This is a genomic window from Streptomyces sp. NPDC018031, from assembly GCF_044327625.1.
GTDB lineage: Bacteria > Actinomycetota > Actinomycetes > Streptomycetales > Streptomycetaceae > Streptomyces.
Genome location: NZ_JBIRFT010000004.1, coordinates 494,399 through 508,959, shown reverse-complemented (window position 1 = coordinate 508,959; position 14,561 = coordinate 494,399). Strand labels below are relative to the sequence as shown.

Annotated in this window: 11 protein-coding genes, 1 tRNA gene and 1 pseudogene; 6 read left to right on the top strand and 7 right to left on the bottom strand. The window is 74.5% G+C overall.

The features are described from left to right. Window positions 1-50: 50 nt before the first annotated feature. The 3 genes from ACH4B3_RS14495 to ACH4B3_RS14485 form a co-directional block, all read right to left on the bottom strand. Window positions 51-563, bottom strand: a complete 513-nt coding sequence (locus ACH4B3_RS14495) for a hypothetical protein (protein ID WP_398463141.1) — start codon at window positions 561-563, stop codon at window positions 51-53. Between the two features lie 150 nt (window positions 564-713). Further along, window positions 714-800, bottom strand: a tRNA-Ser gene (locus ACH4B3_RS14490). Window positions 801-842: 42 nt separating this feature from the next. Further along, window positions 843-2,534, bottom strand: a complete 1,692-nt coding sequence (locus ACH4B3_RS14485) for a trypsin-like peptidase domain-containing protein (RefSeq protein ID WP_398463140.1) — start codon at window positions 2,532-2,534, stop codon at window positions 843-845. Window positions 2,535-2,742: 208 nt separating this feature from the next. Between ACH4B3_RS14485 and ACH4B3_RS14480 the strand changes: the two genes are divergently transcribed. From ACH4B3_RS14480 to ACH4B3_RS14470, 3 genes are all read left to right on the top strand, one after another. Further along, a complete protein-coding gene (locus ACH4B3_RS14480) occupies window positions 2,743-3,600 on the top strand; it encodes a glycerophosphodiester phosphodiesterase (protein ID WP_398463139.1) in 858 nt (285 codons plus the stop codon). Window positions 3,601-3,664: 64 nt separating this feature from the next. Continuing rightward, window positions 3,665-4,336, top strand: a complete 672-nt coding sequence (locus ACH4B3_RS14475) for an ATP-binding protein (RefSeq protein ID WP_398463178.1) — start codon at window positions 3,665-3,667, stop codon at window positions 4,334-4,336. A gap of 321 nt (window positions 4,337-4,657) precedes the next feature. After that, entirely contained in the window at window positions 4,658-5,638 is a 981-nt protein-coding gene (locus ACH4B3_RS14470) for a DUF5926 family protein (RefSeq protein ID WP_398463138.1), read from the top strand. Window positions 5,639-6,723: 1,085 nt separating this feature from the next. Here ACH4B3_RS14470 and ACH4B3_RS14465 read toward each other — a convergent pair. Then, window positions 6,724-7,404 (bottom strand): bifunctional DNA primase/polymerase, encoded by a 681-nt coding sequence (locus ACH4B3_RS14465; protein WP_398463137.1) that lies wholly within the window; start codon window positions 7,402-7,404, stop codon window positions 6,724-6,726. A gap of 676 nt (window positions 7,405-8,080) precedes the next feature. On the opposite strand from ACH4B3_RS14465, the gene ACH4B3_RS14460 reads away from it, so the two are divergent. Both ACH4B3_RS14460 and ACH4B3_RS14455 read left to right on the top strand, forming a co-directional pair. Beyond that, window positions 8,081-9,808, top strand: coding sequence for a PP2C family protein-serine/threonine phosphatase (locus ACH4B3_RS14460; protein ID WP_398463136.1), 1,728 nt, complete (start codon window positions 8,081-8,083; stop codon window positions 9,806-9,808). 281 nt (window positions 9,809-10,089) lie between these two features. Further along, window positions 10,090-11,559, top strand: coding sequence for an aminopeptidase P family protein (locus ACH4B3_RS14455; RefSeq protein WP_398463135.1), 1,470 nt, complete (start codon window positions 10,090-10,092; stop codon window positions 11,557-11,559). Between the two features lie 339 nt (window positions 11,560-11,898). Here ACH4B3_RS14455 and ACH4B3_RS14450 read toward each other — a convergent pair whose 3' ends face one another. After that, window positions 11,899-12,405, bottom strand: a complete 507-nt coding sequence (locus ACH4B3_RS14450; protein ID WP_398463177.1) for a DUF1772 domain-containing protein — start codon at window positions 12,403-12,405, stop codon at window positions 11,899-11,901. Window positions 12,406-12,632: 227 nt separating this feature from the next. Here ACH4B3_RS14450 and ACH4B3_RS14445 point away from each other — a divergent pair. After that, window positions 12,633-13,559: pseudogene (locus ACH4B3_RS14445) on the top strand (AraC family transcriptional regulator); the annotation flags it as partial. A gap of 110 nt (window positions 13,560-13,669) precedes the next feature. Here ACH4B3_RS14445 and ACH4B3_RS14440 read toward each other — a convergent pair. Both ACH4B3_RS14440 and ACH4B3_RS14435 read right to left on the bottom strand, forming a co-directional pair. Continuing rightward, a complete protein-coding gene (locus ACH4B3_RS14440; RefSeq protein WP_398463134.1) occupies window positions 13,670-14,074 on the bottom strand; it encodes a type II toxin-antitoxin system VapC family toxin in 405 nt (134 codons plus the stop codon). After that, window positions 14,071-14,349 (bottom strand): type II toxin-antitoxin system Phd/YefM family antitoxin, encoded by a 279-nt coding sequence (locus ACH4B3_RS14435; protein WP_398463133.1) that lies wholly within the window; start codon window positions 14,347-14,349, stop codon window positions 14,071-14,073. Before ACH4B3_RS14435 ends, ACH4B3_RS14440 begins: the two co-directional genes overlap by 4 nt. Window positions 14,350-14,561 lie beyond the last annotated feature (212 nt).

Here is a 14,561-nt window from a genome sequence, read left to right as displayed (position 1 = left end):
TCCGGAGCCATCGCGATACAACGGCGCGGTACGGCGACCAGGCCGGCCACTCAATCGGTGATGCCGAGATCCTGGCGCATGATGCGGCGCATGGCGGTGAGTCTGGGCTCTGCGGCTTTGAGGTCGAGGAGCACCCGCTCCGCGGTTTCGCCGGCGCCCGCGAGACCGCGGTCAATGCGCTTGGCGGCGGCGTCGACCCCGGCGAGTACCACGTTGAGCTCGCGAGACGCGGCAAGCACCACGTCGGGGACGATCATTTGCGCCTCGGCGTAACGGTCGCGGTAGTCGCGTCGGGCTTCCTCGACCCGGACCCGGTCCTCGTCGCTGTAGACCCCGTCACGCAGGCGGTGAAGAGCGTCTTTCAGCAGCGTGTGGAAATTGCGGGACGCCCGGTTCATCGCGGTGTACGCGGCGTGCCGTTCCTCGTGGTGCCGTCTCCTCTCCTCCGCTTGAGCCTCGTCAGCACGTTGACGCCTGGCCACCCAGTTTGCGACCAGCGGTGCGAAGAGCGTGCCGAGCACGCCGACGACCGCGGTGACCATGGCGGCTATGGCGGCACTCATGCCGGTGACCCTAACGAGTCGGTGCGCCACCCTGGCCCGCACGGACATCAACGCTCGTGTCCCCGTGCACGGGGCGGCCACGGTCGTCGGCGGGCGGCCGGCCATGGGAAAGCCCCCGACCCGGGGTACAGGTCAGGGGCTGTTCAGCGGCGGAGGCTGTGGGATTTGAACCCACGGTGACATCGCTGCCACGACGGTTTTCAAGACCGTTCCCTTAGGCCGCTCGGGCAAGCCTCCTCGCGCCGCCCGCCGGGGCGGTGCGAGGATCAGCCTAGCGCGTCAGCTGTCGCCCTTGCGCTCCCCCAACGTCAGCTGGACCGTGGACTCCTTGCCGTTCCGCTCGTAGGTCAGGGTGACCTTGTCGCCGGGCTGGTGGGTCCAGATCTCGCTGATGAGGGTGGGGCCGCTGTCGATCACCGTGTCGTCCAGCTTGGTGATGACGTCGCCGGACTTCAGACCCGCCTGGTCGGCCGGGCCGCCGGGGATCACCGCTTCGGTGCCGTCGGCGCCGGAGGGGGCGATGGTCGCGCCCGTTCCGGTGTCCTTCATGGTGACCGTCGCCTCGATGACCGGGTACACCGGCTCACCGGTCTTGATCAGCTGCTCGGCGACGTTCTTCGCCTGGTTGATGGGGATGGCGAAGCCGAGGCCGATGGAGCCGGACTGCTGGGCCTCGCCGCCGAAGCCGCCGCCGTTGCCGGCGGACTGGATGGCCGAGTTGACGCCGATCACCGCGCCCTTGGCGTCCAGCAGCGGCCCGCCGGAGTTGCCCGGGTTGATGGACGCGTCGGTCTGCAGGGCGCTCATGTAGGAGGAGTTGCTGCCGCCGCCGTCGGTGGAGGCGACCGGCCGGTTCTTGGCGCTCACGATGCCGGTGGTGACGGTGCCGGAGAGGCCGAAGGGCGCGCCGATGGCGACCGTGGCGTCGCCGACCGTCACGTTGTCGGAGTTGCCGAGCGGGAGCGGGGTGAGACGGGCGCCGGGGGCGTTCTTGAGCTTGAGCACGGCCACGTCGTAGCCCTCGGCCCGGCCGACGACCTCGGCGTCGTACCGCTTGCCGTCGGAGAAGGTGACGGCGAGCTCACCGCTGTCCGCCGCCGAGGCCACCACGTGGTTGTTGGTGAGGATGTGGCCCTGCTTGTCGTAGACGAAGCCGGTGCCGGTGCCCCCTTCGCCGCTGGTGCTCTGGGCCTCGATCGTCACCACGCTGGGCAGCGCCTTGCTGGCGATGTCGGACACCGAACCGGGCGCGCGGCTCCCGGCCTTGGGGTCGCCGGGGGCGGACAGGGTGGTGGAGTCCGTGCCGCTCTCCCGGTCGGCGGCCCAGTATCCGATGCCGCCGCCGATGCCGCCCGCGACGAGCACCGCCGCCAGTACGGCGGCGACGATCCCGCCGGATCGCTTGCGGCCGGAGGGCTCGGCACCGGGCACCGGCAGCGGGGCGGTGCCCCAGCCGCCGCCTCCGCCGCCGGCCGGGTGGCCGGCCGTGGCCGGGGGCGCGCCGCCGTCCGCCGCCCACCAGGCACCGGGGCCGGCCGGGGCGGCGGAGTGGGCGGGGGTGGGCTGCGGCGCCGGGGGCGGCGAGGTGTGGCCGGCGGTGGGCCGGTCGGCCGGGGCGGGCGCCTCCGCCGGGGCCGAGGCCGGGGCCTCTACCGGGGCCGGCGCGGGTGCCTCCGCCAGGGCCGGCTCGGGGGCGGGCCGGGTGGTGCCGGGCGGCGGCGAGTCGGGGGCGGCCTGGGGCCGGGCGGGGGCCGCCAGGTCGTAGTCCGCGCCCGGCGGGTCCTGGGCCGGGGCCGGGGACGGACGGCGGTCGGCCGGGGCCGGTTGGCCGTCGGCCGGGGCGGCGGGCGGCGCGGCCGGGGCGGGAGGGGTGGTTCCGGCGTCGGCGGTGGGCTCCGGGTGCGGTGCCGGGGGTGCCGTGTGCGACTCGGGCGTGGGCGGCACGGCGGGGCCCTGGTTCTCGGTGCTCACGGCTCTCTCCTCAGGTGCACGACAGTTTGCGGACAACGGCCCAGGACGCGTACGAGCATCATCGGCAAGCTTTTCCCACGACGCGTCAGACCACCGTAAGGAGCGACGCTCCCGGCAGCCGCCATCCCTTATTCCGGATAGAGCGGACCTAAATGGGTAAATAGGACCGCGTCCGCGAACCCCGGCCCGACGGTGGCACCATAACGCGATGACGTATCCCCGCCCGGACCACACCAGCCGCCCAGGCGCGCGGAGCATCTCCGTGGTGGCCCACCGCGGAGCCTCCGAGGACGCCCCCGAACACACCCTGGCCGCCTACCGCCGCGCCATCGAGGACGGCGCCGACGCGCTCGAGTGCGATGTGCGGATGACCGCCGACGGACATCTGGTGTGTGTGCACGACCGCCGCATCGACCGCACCTCCAACGGCCGGGGCGCGGTCTCCTCGCTGGAGCTGTCCGACCTCGCCGCCCTCGACTTCGGCTCCTGGAAGGGACAGGCCACCGACCGCGAGGCGCCGGACCGGACGACCGGCGAGGACGCGGGCCGGGACCACGGCGACCACACCTCGGTGCTCACCCTGGAGCGACTGCTGGAGCTCGTCGCCGACGCCGGCCGCCGGGTGGAGCTGGCCATCGAGACCAAGCACCCGACCCGCTGGGCTGGGCACGTCGAGGAGCGGCTGCTGGCGCTGCTGCGCCGCTTCGGACTGACCGCGCCACCACCACTGGAACCCCCGCAGGTGCGGGTGATGAGCTTCTCGGCGCGCTCCCTGCAGCGGGTACGGGCGGCGGCGCCCGACCTGCCCACCGTCTTCCTGATGCAGTTCGCGCTGCCGCGCCACCGCGAGGGCCAGCTGCCGCCGGGCGTGGACATCGCCGGACCGGGCATCCGGATCGTGCGCAACCACCCCGCTCTGGTGGTCCGGTGGCAGCGGGCGGGGCACCCGGTGCACGTCTGGACCGTGGACCGGCCGGAGGACATCGAGCTGTGCGCCCGCCTCGACGTGGACGCGATCATCACCAACCGCCCCAAACAGGTCCTGTCCCAACTCGGCCGCCGATAATGCGCTCACGGCGGCCATGACAAGGAGTGCACCGGCGCGTTCGGTACGTATTCGATCGCGGCAAGTGCGTCACCGGATGCCACTTGGCCGGTTTCCGTTCCACCCCGGCCGGGCATCCATCCCGTGGCGTGGGGCGAAGGAGGTCTCGGGGGTGGCGTTGGTGGTGGCACAGGAAGTGCCGACGTCGTCGAGCATGGCCGTACCCCATGGCCCTGCCGACGTGGGTCGGGCAAGGCGCCGGATGCGCGGCGATCTGCAGCGGACCGGGGTCCCGGACGCGGTCATCGACGATGCCGTGCTCATCCTCTCGGAGCTGCTCAGCAACGCGTGCCGGCACGGCCGCCCGCTGGGCTCCGACGGATGCGGCGGCGGCGAGCAGGGGAGCGGCGACGTCCGCGCCGCCTGGCGGGTGGACCGGTACGCCCGCCTCACCGTGGAGGTGACGGACGGCGGTGGACCCACAAGACCGGTTCCGGCCACACCTTCGGTCACCGCGCGCGGTGGCCGCGGGCTGAACATCATCTCCGCGCTCGCCGAGGACTGGGGGGTGCGGGACGGCGGCGGCGAAGTGACGGTCTGGGCCACCCTGTCCGCCCGCGCCCCGTTCGCCACCCATGTGGCCCTCTCACCCGATCCGGTTGTGCCGGGCGCCCGGCGGCGGCGTGTCGCGACCGCCGGTCTCGGGCCCGAACTCGGCTCCGAACTGGGCTTCGCCGATCTCGACGGGCTGGCGTGACCGACGAGGTTCGGCCAACGGGCTAGGCTCGCGCCGTATCTGCTCTGCCGTACGAGTTCTCCGGGTCCCCGGACGGGCTGTCGGACGACGGGTCCGGCGGACGCCGTCCCGGAGGGGCGGGGACGGGCCGGGCGCCCCGGGACATCCCGGGTGACGGTGACCGCGCCGGAGACGGGTCGCCGGTCCGGGTCCCGGGCCGCGTTCCCGTCCCCGGGCCGCCGCCGGACGCACCGCCGGGTCTCCCGGGGACCGTACGCGCACGAGCGACGGTACGACCCGCCATCGAAGCCCAAGCCGTACTCACCGGGAGACAGCCACACCATGGCCAAGAAGCGCCGCCCCCAGACCAAGGCCGCCGGACCACGGGCCAGCGCCGGAGCAGCCGACGCCGACTACCCGGTGGTGGGCGCACGGGAGCCCTGCCCGTGCGGCTCGGGCCGCCGCTACAAGGCCTGCCACGGCCGGGCGGCCGTGCAGGCCGTGACCGAGCTGGTGCAGCGCCCGTTCGAGGGCCTGCCCGGGGAGGGCGACTGGGTGGCGCTGCGCGAGCTGGTGCCCGCCGCCACCGTCGAACTCCACCTCAAGGACGGCCTGCCGGAAGGCGTCCCGTCACTCACCCTCGCCACCGTGCTGCCCATGGCCTGGCCCGCGCTGCGCCGGGACAACGGCGCGGTGCTGCTCGGCCTGCAGAACGACACCGCCTCCGGAGACATCAGCCGGGACCTGGCGGACACCCTGCAGCGGGCGCTGACCGCCGAGCCGGGCACCCCGGTGGCCGCCTCGCGCGGCGCGGCCGAGGGCCCGCGGCTGCAGGACCTGCTCGACCCCGCCGCCCCGTTCACCCCGGTGGTGCACGAGGGCTTCGAGTTCTGGCTGGAGGACGCGGACGCCGCGAGCGGCGAGGTCGCCGCCTCCCTGGAGCGGGCCAACGCCGCGGCGATTCCCACCGTCCGGCTCTCCGGCGTCACGGCCGCGTACTGGTGCCGGACCCCGGAGAAGAACCACCTGCGCTGGGTGATGACCCACCCGGAGGAGAAGCTGCTGGACGCCCTGGCGCGGCTGCACGCCGCCGGGGCCTCTTCGCTGGGCGAGGGCACCCGGCTGGTCGGCTCCTTCCGGGCGCACGGTCTGACGGTGCCGGTGTGGGACCTGCCCACCACGGTCGGGGCGGAGGACGTGGAGAAGCCGGCGGCCGCCTTCGCGGAGCGCCTCGCCGAGGCGCTCGCCTCGGAAGCGCCGCTGACCGCAGAGGAGCGGCGGGCGCGCGGTGGACTCACCAATCGCCAGGTGACGCTCAGCTGACACCCATATCAGCGCTGACGCTGATATCAAAGGTGATCCGGGGTAACAAAAGAGACTGCCGGAGCGTGACTCTGCTCACAACTCCCGGCAATATCGCGGAATTGGGCGTCCGGAAATCCGCGATGGAATTTGCGAACCGCCGATCTCTTGTTACGGTTCTAGAAGCCCGGTCGCTGGTGCATCCCCCGTCGCCAGCGACCGGGCGCTTCCATGTCCGCGTCCGGGTCTCGTCACCCGGGCGGGCTCCCGGCCAACGGCCCGGTCGGCAAGGCTAGTTGCCTCGGAGGCAAACCGCGCGCCGCTGCCCGCCGCGGCCGCCCCGGCCCGCCGGTCCGGACCGGCCCCACATCACTTCACCTGTTCCCATTACGCCCCCGGCAGGCGCCGGAGCGGGTGCGTCGAGCCCGTTTCCGAGTTCTCCCGGACCGCGGACCGAGGTGTTCCCGGTTACCGTTCCGCACACCGATCTTCTGTTCCCCCGATCGCTCCCCCGCGCCGTCTCACTTCATCGCTCTTGACGCCGTGATCGTGTATTCGGTTCCGGTGTACGAGTTCGGAGCGGGCCGCCGGCGGCGGGCGGGCCGGGAGGGAGTGCCGGCCGGCCGCGGAAAGACCGAGGCCGGGCACCGGGGGACAGTCGGCATTCGGACATTCGGCGGCCGTTGCGCGGATCTGACATTTGTGGTTGCGCACGGCATCGATCGCCCCCGGGCAGCCGCTCGCGGAGGGGCCGCCGGGCCGTCGCCGTACCGCGCCGCGGCCGACCGGACACCCGGGCGGCACCGGCCCAGCGGCAGAGCGGGACAGCGGCGGCCGGGCGCCGGACAGCGGCGCGCGGAGGCGGTCGAGCAGCCCCCGGCGCCCTGTCCGGCAGCGTCACCGCCGGAACCCGGCGGCGGGCGGTCGCCCGGAGGCGCCGCGCGGTCCGGGACGGGCCGAAGCCCGGTCCCCCGGCGCAATCCGCGCGCCGGGGGACCGGGTGGATGGGACGGGGCCGGCCGGGCGGGCCGCGGTCCGCGCCTCAGAGCGTGCCTCCGCACACGCCTCAGTACGCGGACACCTCGGCGGACGCCTCGCCGGGCACCTCAGTAGGCGAGCCGGCTGCCGCCGCCCGGGGCACTGGTGCTCGCCTCGACCAGCGCGTCCAGCACGGTGCCGACCCGGGGCAGCCACTGGACCGCGGCACGCCGCTGCGGCGCCCGCTCCCAGCGCACCCGGCCGGCCCCGGTCTGCGACGGCGGCAGCACCAGGTAGCCGCCCTCCCCGTGGAACCGCAGGGAGCCGGGCACCCAGTCCTGGTTGTGCAGCAGTTCGCCCAGCTCTTCGAGGCCGTACGGGGCCACCAGCAGCGACCAGCGGGTCGGGGTGGCGACGACCGGGCCGACCCGGACGCCGGCGTGGTCGAGGACGGCCAGGGCGCGGGCCGCCGCCACGGCGGGCAGGCTCACCGCGCAGGGTGCCCGGCCGCCGGTGGCGAGGATGATCGGGGCATTGGGCCGGTTCGTCCACCACCAGCGCACCATGCGCGGGTCGGTGGTGGCGGCGAGCAGCCCGGGATCGAACGGGTGCGCGCCAGGAACCACACACTCCGGATGCGGGCAGCCGCACTCACCGGCGCGGCCGCCACCGCCGGGCTGCAGCCCCACGCCGGGCAGCACCGGCCACCGCCACTCCGTGGCGCAGGTGAGCGCCGCACGGAGCAGCGCCTGGCTCCCGCTCTGTCGCAGAAGTGGAAACTTGCGTCGCCTTCCGGGGATCTCGCGCATGAGCGCTCGTCCTTTCCGTGAACGCCGAGGGCCGTATCCGTCGCACTACAGGGCATTGCGTGGCACTGGTGGCGCTGTTCGGAAGCTTCTGGACCATCACGCCACGTGGATCACTAGTCACTGCGCGTACAAGGCAGCGCATCACGCCGCGGGCCGAGCGCGGAACGTGGCGAGGGGTGGCGCGCGCATGGCGCTTGCCGCCTGTCCGGTGCTCGGTGCTCTGGCCCGCCACTCGGGGATGGGCACGGCCGTCGCCGACTAGGACGCTCGGTCCGACCGCAGGGTTCCAGGGCGGTACGAACTGCCCCTGCCCTCCTCCGATTACGTACCCACTGGGGTGGATATGACGCGCTGTCGAAGAACGCCAGTCGACCCCAAGAGGGAAGGGCGCTGGCCATTTTTCAGCCAACTTGGTTTTCCGTACAGACACCAACAACCCCACCGGGACAATGCTGGACATCCCCTCGTCGGTGCGTGTACATCTGGAACCAGTAGCGGCGCAACACGACAGGGGGTTTGCGATGCTATGGAGCGGTACGCGCTGCCCCGTCGAGCGCGCGACAGCTGTCAAAAATATGCCGCAATCACCATCAAAATGCGACAGAACTCCAGGCGAAGGCCGATCCGAGCCCCCCGCGCCCCCCATGGTCACCACAGCCCGTGAAGGCAGAGAGCCATGAGCCTGCACCGCTCGCCGAAAGTGGCTGGAATCGATCCATCAGTTCCCTCCCCCGCTCACACTGCGGACCCGGTCACCCCCGGCCCCGCCGCACCGCCCCCGCCCAACCCCCTGGTCCTCGACCGGCTGGCCGGCTGGGTCTCGGACCTCACCACGCTCCATGACCTGACCGAGCGGCTGGCCCGCACCACCACCCTGGACAGCGCGCTGCACGAGCTGCTGCGGGCCGGCGCGGCGCTGGTCGGGGCCCGCCGCGGCCTGGTCGCGCTGGAACCCGCCGACGGGCTCGGCCCGGTCACCACCATCGGCCTGGGGCTCGGCCGCGCCGACCTCGGCCACATCGAGACCATCCCGCGCGGCACCGCCTCGGCCGGCCACCTCCTCGACGGGCTGCCCGCACCGCACGCCCAGCGCCCCGAGGTCGTCCATCCCGACCTCGCCGGCGAGGCGGACCTGGACCCCCGGCACCGCGAGGTGGCCGCGCGGCTCGGTTACGCCGCCAGCTACGCCGTCCCGCTCGACCCGCTCGGCGCCCCCGGCGCGGCGGACGCACCCGCCCCGCCCGGACCGGCGGCACCCCCCGGACGGCCGGGACCGACCGGACCGGCCGGCCGGGGCCCGGGCACCGCGAGGGGCTGGGCGCCACCCCCGGCCACACCCACCGCGCCGACCACCAGCGGCACCGGCACCGGGATCGGCTCCCCGGTGCCGCCCGGGCCGGCGGCCGGGCCCGGGGCCGCCCCCGGACCGGCGCGCGGGGCCGGCCCGCTGCCGGGCGACCCGCCCGGAGGCCGCTCCGGGCCGCCCCGGCCGACCGGGGCTGGTCCCGGCGGCACCGCACCGGTGCGGGCGGACGAGGGGTCGGCGGTCCCCGGCCGGCTCGGCGGAGCGGTGTGGCTGTACGACGAGCCCACCGAACCGGTGGAACGCCAGCGCCATCTGCTCGGCCTCTACTGCCGCTACGCCGCCGAACACCTCGCCCGGCTGCTGGAACTCACCCGCGCCCGCGACACCGTGTCCGTCATCCGGGAGGAACTGCTCCCCGCCCGGCTGCCCCGGACCGCCGGGGTGCGGCTGGCCGTCCGCCACCGGACCGGCCCGGACGGCGGCGGGGACTGGTACGACGCCCTGCCCCTCCCCGAAGGGGCGCTCGGTCTCGCCGTCGGCGCGGTGTCCGGCTCCGGGCCCAGCGCGGTCGCGGCGATGGGCCGGCTCCGGGCCTCGCTGCGGGCGTACGCCGTGATGGAGGGCGAGGACCCGGTGGCGGTCCTGTCCGACCTGGAGCTGCTGCTCCGCCTCACCGAACCGGCCCGCACCGCCACCGCACTCTTCGCCTACTGCGAACCGGCGCTGCGCAGGGTGGTGCTCGCCGGAGCGGGGCACTGCCCGCCGCTGATCATCGGGGAGCACCGCACCGAGTACGTGGAGACCTCGCTCTCCGCGCCGCTGGGCATGCTCTCCTGCTGGGAGGCGCCCAGCGTGGACATCGAACCCGCCCCAGGAGAAACGCTCCTGTTGTACAGCGACGGCCTGCTGCACCGGACCGGCGACCCGATGGACCGGTCCTTCGCCCGGCTGCACGCGGCGGCGGCCGGGGTGCCCAGGGCGCTGCGCCACGACCCGGACGCGGTGGTCGACCACGTGCTGCGGACGGTGCTGCCGGAGGGCCTGGCGGCCGTCGACCGCACCGAGGACGTGGTACTGCTCGCGGCCCACTTCAGCTGACCCGGCCACCGCCGGGCCGGTGCCACCGCCGGGCCGGGCGGAGCGGAGCACCGCGGCGCGCCGGGCCGGGCGGAGCGGGCCCTCCGCGGCCTGACGCGGCCCGCCGCCGCCTGCCGACACGGCCTGAGGACATGGCCTGACACGGCCTGACCCGGACCCACACGGCCCGCCCCGGCCGGGCGCCGGGCGGTTGTCGCGGTTTGCCGGATAGGTCACACCTTTCTCTGATCGCTGCCCCCTACACCTACGATGGACGGGTTCGATCCGAGGAGGAAACACACGTGGCCGAGGAGCCGACCGCCGAGTCGCCGGAGACCCCGGAGGGCGACGCACCCATCGAGCAGCGGAAGAACGGCCTGTACCCGGGCGTCTCCGACGAGCTCGCCGAGAACATGCGGTCCGGCTGGGCCGACACCGAGCTGCGTGACCTCCAGCCGGTCGACCAGGCACCGCACACGGCCCGCCGCCGCGCCGCGCTCTCCGCCCGGTTCCCGGGTGAGCGCCTGGTCGTCCCCGCGGGCAACCTCCGTACCCGGTCCAACGACACCGAGTACCCCTTCCGCGCCGCGACCGAGTACGCGTACCTCACCGGCGACCAGACCCAGGACGGCGTGCTGGTGCTGGAGCCCACCGGGGAGACGGGACACTCCGCGACCCTCTACCTGCTGCCGCGCTCCGACCGGGAGAACGGCGAGTTCTGGCTGGACGGCCAGGGCGAGCTGTGGGTGGGCCGCCGGCACAGCCTGACCGAGGCCGAACGGCTGCTCGGCATCCCCGCCCGCGACGTGCGCCGACTGCCCGCGGCACTGGCGGCGGCCCCCGGCCCGGTCCGGGTGGTGCGCGGCCACGACGCCGGAATCGAGGCGGCGCTCACCGGCCGGACCACCGCCGAACGCGACGAGGAACTGCGGGCCTTCCTCAGCGAGCTGCGGCTGGTCAAGGACGCGTGGGAGATCGAGCAGCTGCAGGCGGCCGTGGACTCCACCGTGCGCGGCTTCGAGGACGTGGTGAAGGTCCTCGACAAGGCCGAGGCCACCTCCGAGCGCTACATCGAGGGAACGTTCTTCCTGCGCGCCCGGGTGGAGGGCAACGACGTCGGCTACGGCTCCATCTGCGCGTCCGGTCCGCACGCCACGACGCTGCACTGGGTGCGCAACGACGGGGACGTCCGCTCCGGCGACCTGCTGCTGCTGGACGCGGGGGTGGAGACCCGCACCCTCTACACCGCCGACGTCACCCGCACCCTCCCGGTCAACGGCCGCTTCAGCCCCCTGCAGCGCCGGATCTACGACGCCGTCCACGAAGCCCAGGAGGCCGGTATCGCGGCGGTCCGGCCGGGGGCCCGGTTCCTCGACTTCCACGAGGCCGCCCAGCGGGTGCTCGCCACCCGGCTGGTCGAATGGGGCCTGCTGGGCGACCTGGACGTGGAGAAGGTGCTGGAGCTGGGACTCCAGCGGCGCTGGACGCTGCACGGCACCGGGCACATGCTCGGCCTCGACGTGCACGACTGCGCCGCCGCCCGCCGGGAGAGCTACGCGGACGGCGTGCTGGAGCCGGGCATGTGCCTCACCGTGGAGCCCGGTCTGTACTTCCAGGCGGACGACCTGACCGTGCCCGAGGAGTACCGGGGCATCGGCGTCCGGATCGAGGACGACATCCTCGTCACCGAGGACGGCAACCGGAACCTGTCGGCCGGGCTGCCCCGCACCTCCGACGACGTCGAGGCGTGGATGGCCGCGCTCAGGCGCTGACCGGCCCGCGCCTTCCGGACCACACGTTTCGGACCGCGCCTTCCGGACCGCGCCTTCCGGACCGCGCCTTCCGGACCGCACCCTCCGGATACCCGCGCCGTGGGGACCGCCCGGCGCCGTCGGCACCGCCCTGGCCGGGCGGGTCTCCGGCCGCGGAACGGACCCCGCCCGTCCGGACCGCACGCTCCGGGCTTCCCCGGCCGGGCGGGTCGCCGGCCGTGGCCGGGCGCGCGGCGCGGCCGGGGACCCCGCCCGTGGGGGCGTTCCCCGGCCGCGCCGGTGCCGCCGTCACCCCGCCCGCCGCCGCGGCCCGGGGCCCGGCCGCGGCGCCGGGGCGGCTCACCCCTTGATCCGGCCGTGCAGCACCAGGGCCCAGGTCAGACAGGCGAAGGCCGCCGAGGACAGCACCGCGCGGACGATGTTCCAGCGCACCCACACCGCCTCGAACCGCTCCCGCACCGCCGCCGGATCGGCGATCCGGGCCGGGTCCCCGGCCGCGTCCAGTTCGTTGTTGAGCGGGATGTTGACCGCCACCGTGATGACGAACATGGCGAGGTAGAGCACGAGCGCGGCGATCACCCAGGGCAGCACCCGCCGCCCCTCGCCACCCGGCACGTGGAGCGCCAACGCCAGCCCGGTGAGCAGCAGCGCCCCCATGAAGCTGATCATGAACCAGCCGTTCACGATCGCCACGTTGATGCGCTGCATCGTCTCCACGAACGCCCGGTCCCCGACCTTCCGCAGCCCGGGCATCACCGCACAGGCGAACGCGTAGAACAGGCCCGCGCTCAGCCCCGTCGTCACCGTCGCCGCCACCAGCGCCGCGCCCCGCATCCCCGCCGACATGGTCACTCCCCGTCCTCGTTCGCGTCGACCGTCCACGTCCGCCGCCGCTGCGGCCGGCGTGCCCCGATCGTCCGTTCGCCGTGGCGGATCCGCGTGTGTGCCGTCCGCCTGACCCCAAGTCAAGCCGCCGCGGCGGGCACCGACCATCGCCGAGGGGCTCGGCTCCATACGTCTGCGTCCACGCCGGGCCGTATCCCGTGTCCCGCCACCGGGCCTACGCTGACGCCATGGACGTACTCGCAGGTCTCCTCGACGGGCCGAGAGCCCGGGGAGCGTTTCTGCTGCGGGCCGTCTTCGATCCGCCCTGGTCGATACGGATCGAGGACGAAGCCCCGCTGACGCTGGTGGCGTTGGAACGGGGCGTGGCCTGGGTGACCCCGGAGCACGGCGAGCCGCGCCGGCTCGGCCCGGGCGATGTGGCGATCATGCGCGGCCCCGATCCCTACGTCTTCGCCGACGACCCCGCCACCGAGCCCCGCATCGTCATCCACCCCGACGGGCGCTCCACCACCACCGACGGCACCGAGCTGTGCGAGCACCTCGACCTGGGCGTCCGCACCTGGGGGGAGAACCTGGACGGCGGCACGGTGATGCTCATCGGCACCTACCGGGTGGGCGGCGAGATCAGCCGCAGGCTGCTCGGGGTGCTGCCGACGCTCCTGGTGCTGCCGGGCGAGTCCTGGGACTCCCCGCTGCTGGCCATCCTCGAAGAGGAGATCGTCAAGGACCGGCCCGGCCAGGAGGTCGTCCTCGACCGGCTGCTGGACCTGCTGCTGATCGCCGCCCTGCGCTCCTGGTTCTCCCGGCCGGAGGCGGCCGCCCCGGCCTGGTACCAGGCCCAGGGCGACCCGGTGGTGGGCCGGGCACTGCGGCTGCTGCACGACGACCCGGCGCACCCCTGGACGGTCGCCGCGCTGGCGGCGCGGGCCGGTGTCTCGCGCGCGGCGCTCGCCCGGCGCTTCACCGAACTGGTCGGCGAGCCGCCGATGGGCTACCTCACCGGCTGGCGGCTGGCGCTCGCCGCCGACCTGCTGCGCACCCCCGACGCCACTCTGGAGTCGGTGGCCCGGCAGGTGGGGTACGGCAGCGCGTTCGCGCTCAGCGCCGCGTTCAAACGGGTGCGCGGGGTGAGCCCGCAGGAGTACCGGCTGGGCACCGCCGTGCACCGCACCGAGACGGCCGGGGCCGACGGCCCCGAGGCGGCCGGCCCGGCGACGGACGGCCCGGCCACGGCCGGGGTGGCGGCGACCGGGGCGGTCGGCGCTCAGACGGTGATGACCTCGACGCCGCGCTCCAAGCCCCGGAAGTCGGCCCCGTTGCGCGTGTAGAGCGGCAGCCCCTGGGCCGCGGCCGTGGCGGCGATCATCAGGTCGATGCGGCGCGGCCGGGGGTTGCGGTTGGCCTTGATGGTCAGCGCGACCAGCGTGCCGTAGCGGCGCGCCGCCTCCCGGTCGAACGGGATGGTGGTGAACTCGGCCTCCACGTCGGCGAGCCGCTGGGCCCGCGCCAGGACCTCCACCGGGTCGGAGGTCATCGCCACCCCCTGGGCCAGCTCGGCGAGCACGATCGACGGCACGGCGGCCTCCACCGGCAGGAACTGCGGGTCGAGGTCGGGCAGGTCGATGATGACGCAGGTGTCCAGCAGGCCGCGGGGGCGCCGCCGGGTCATCCGCGCCGCCAGGGGTCGTCGGCCTCGTCGATCCGGTCCTCGTCGCCGAAGAACTCGTCGGCCTCGGCCCGCATCCGGGCCGAGTCGACGCGTGGCGCGCTACGCCACTTCCGCTGGAGCTCGTCCACCGGCACGAAGCGGCGGCGGGTGCTGAGCGGACGCACCTCGGCGATCTCGGTGCCGTTCCGCGTGACGTGGTAGGTCTCACCAGCCTCCACGTCGTCGAGGACGGCCTTGGAGCGCGCCGCGAGTTCGCGTTGGGTGATGGTCTTCATGGAGCCAGTGTATCGCGGTGCGATACGGCGCGATACGGCTCGTCGGGCGGGTTCCGGGCCGTTCGGTGCGCCCCGGTCGACCCACGCGCCCCCGTCTCGCGTCCCCCGCCTTGCGCGCCCCTGTCTCGCGTCCCCCCGCCTTGCGCGCCCCCGTCGACCGCCGGGCCTTCCCTCGCCTCATGCGCCCCGTGCACCCCGCCGACCATCAGGCC

Coding starts and splice junctions, on each gene's coding strand:
- ACH4B3_RS14460 (WP_398463136.1), top strand. CDS start 8,081: ATGAGCCTGCACCGCTCGCCGAAAGTGGCTGGAATCGATCCATCAGTT.
- ACH4B3_RS14440 (WP_398463134.1), bottom strand. CDS start 14,074: ATGACCCGGCGGCGCCCCCGCGGCCTGCTGGACACCTGCGTCATCATC.
- ACH4B3_RS14470 (WP_398463138.1), top strand. CDS start 4,658: ATGGCCAAGAAGCGCCGCCCCCAGACCAAGGCCGCCGGACCACGGGCC.
- ACH4B3_RS14480 (WP_398463139.1), top strand. CDS start 2,743: ATGACGTATCCCCGCCCGGACCACACCAGCCGCCCAGGCGCGCGGAGC.
- ACH4B3_RS14465 (WP_398463137.1), bottom strand. CDS start 7,404: ATGCGCGAGATCCCCGGAAGGCGACGCAAGTTTCCACTTCTGCGACAG.
- ACH4B3_RS14435 (WP_398463133.1), bottom strand. CDS start 14,349: ATGAAGACCATCACCCAACGCGAACTCGCGGCGCGCTCCAAGGCCGTC.
- ACH4B3_RS14495 (WP_398463141.1), bottom strand. CDS start 563: ATGAGTGCCGCCATAGCCGCCATGGTCACCGCGGTCGTCGGCGTGCTC.
- ACH4B3_RS14450 (WP_398463177.1), bottom strand. CDS start 12,405: ATGTCGGCGGGGATGCGGGGCGCGGCGCTGGTGGCGGCGACGGTGACG.